This is a genomic window from Streptomyces sp. WELS2 (genome assembly GCF_013870595.1).
In the GTDB taxonomy this organism is placed as follows: Bacteria; Actinomycetota; Actinomycetes; order Streptomycetales; family Streptomycetaceae; genus Streptomyces.
The window spans coordinates 1-2033 of the sequence record NZ_JACBWZ010001005.1 but is presented as its reverse complement, the minus strand read 5'-3'; the positions used below and the strand labels follow the sequence as shown (position 1 = coordinate 2033).

Genomic DNA, 2033 nt, shown 5'->3' with positions numbered 1-2033 from the left:
CCCGGCCTCGGGCTCCGGCTCGGCGGCCAGGAGCTGACCGAGGTCTACCCGCTGGCCCCGCTCGCCCCCGGGCAGGCCCTCGCGGTCGCGATCTCCACGTACCGCGGGCGCGTGCACTACGGGCTGGTCGCCGACGCGCGGGCCGTACCGGACCTGGACCGCCTCGCGCGGGCGGTGTCGGCGGAGGTGGCGACCCTGCTGTCCGTCTGCGACCGCTGAGACCCGGCCAGGAGCCGGCCGGTCCCGCCGCACCGCCGGTACGACCATCCAGCCCGTCCCGCCGGTCGTGCCCGTCCCGCCGGTGCCGTCCGTCCCGTCGGTCCCGTCCGTGCGGCTCGCCGACGGGTGCCGGCGGGCCCGGCCGAGGAGGCGGGACGACGGTGATCCACGGGCCGGAATCGGCGGCGGTTTGGCCGACCGGCCCGGCGCTCCGTAAAATTCGCTGTTCGAAAGCGGGCGCGAGTCGGAGCGCCGCTCGGGTGACCAGGGGAACGGCAGCGCGATGACGGTGACAGAGGACGGTTCGGCGTCCATGGACGAGATGGTCTACGGGCCCGGTATCGACCCCGAGCGGCTCGCCGTCTGCCTGAGCGTGCTGGAGGAACTGGACCGGCTCGACGTCGACCACCCCGACGCGATCAAGGTGCGCCGGGCCACCTCGCACGTCTACCGCGTGGTCAAGCAGCGCCGCCGCCAGGAGCGCCGGGCCGCCAAGACCGCCCACGACCGCGCGGTCACCGAGGCCACCGCCACCGGCTCGGCCGAGCGCATCGACGACGAGACCGAGGGCATCCTGCCGACCTCCAAGGTCGAGGCGGGCCGGGTCGCGGGGATACTCCAGCGCCCTCGCTCCTGCTACACCTGCAAGCAGCGGTACGTGGAAGTCGACTACTTCTACCACCAGCTCTGTCCGGACTGCGCCGACGTCAACCGCGCCAAGCGGGACGCCCGCGCCGACCTCACCGGCAAGCGCGCCCTGCTCACCGGCGGCCGGGCCAAGATCGGCATGTACATCGCGCTGCGGCTGCTGCGCGACGGCGCGCACACGACCGTCACCACCCGGTTCCCGAAGGACGCCATCCGCCGTTTCAAGGCCATGGAGGACTCGGCGGACTGGCTGCACCGGCTGGAGGTCGTCGGCATCGACCTGCGCGACCCGGCCCAGGCCGTCGCGCTGGCCGACCGGGTCGCCGAGGCCGGCCCGCTGGACATCCTGATCAACAACGCCACGCAGACCGTGCGCCGCCTGCCCTCCGCCTACGCCGCCCTGGTCGACGGCGAGAGCGCCCCGCTGCCCGCCGGCGAGCTGCCCGCCCACCACGTCATCGGCGCCTTCAACTCCGGCGCGGTCGACGGCCTGGCCGCGCTGCCCGTCGGCAGCAGCGGGCTGGACGCGCAGAAGGTGGCCGACCTCGCCCTGGTCGCGGGCAACGCCAGCGTCGCCCGGCACCTCGACGGCACCGCCATCGACGCCGGCGGCCTGCTCCCCGACGTCGTGGACACCAACACCTGGGTGCAGACCATCGACCAGATCTCCCCGGTGGAACTGCTGGAAACCCAGCTGTGCAACTACACCGCGCCGTTCATCCTGATCAGCAAGCTCCGCCCGGCCATGGCCGAGGCCGCGCGGAAGGCGGCGAGCGGACGGGCGTACATCGTGAACGTCTCGGCCATGGAGGGCGTCTTCAACCGCGGCTACAAGGGCGCGGGCCACCCGAACACCAACGCCGCCAAGGCCGCGATGAACATGGTGACGCGGACCAGCGCCCAGGAGATGTTCGAGTCCGACCGGATCCTGATGACCTCGGTCGACACCGGCTGGATCACCGACGAGCGCCCCCACTACGACAAGCTGCGCCTCGCCGAGGCCGGCTTCCACGCCCCGCTCGACCTGGTCGACGGCGCCGCCCGCGTCTACGACCCCGTGGTGCGCGGCGAGGCGGGCGAGGACCTGTACGGCGTCTTCCTGAAGGACTACGCGCCCGGCAAGTGGTGAGCGGCGGGCGGGTGTTGGCCGGGGCTCGCCCCGGCCA

General features: G+C 73.4%; 2 protein-coding genes. Both read left to right on the top strand.

Translation table 11 applies throughout. The annotated features are described in order from the left end of the window. Positions 1-219: WS/DGAT domain-containing protein (locus H5J33_RS32870; RefSeq protein WP_181798365.1), on the top strand; the 219-nt coding region annotated here is incomplete at its 5' end. 283 nt (positions 220-502) lie between these two features. After that, positions 503-1996, top strand: a complete 1494-nt coding sequence (locus H5J33_RS32865) for an SDR family NAD(P)-dependent oxidoreductase (RefSeq protein WP_181798364.1) — start codon at positions 503-505, stop codon at positions 1994-1996. The last annotated feature ends 37 nt before the right edge of the window (positions 1997-2033 follow it).

Excerpts from the sequence above, each read along its gene's own strand:
- H5J33_RS32865 (WP_181798364.1), top strand. The coding sequence starts at position 503 with ATGACGGTGACAGAGGACGGTTCGGCGTCCATGGACGAGATGGTCTAC.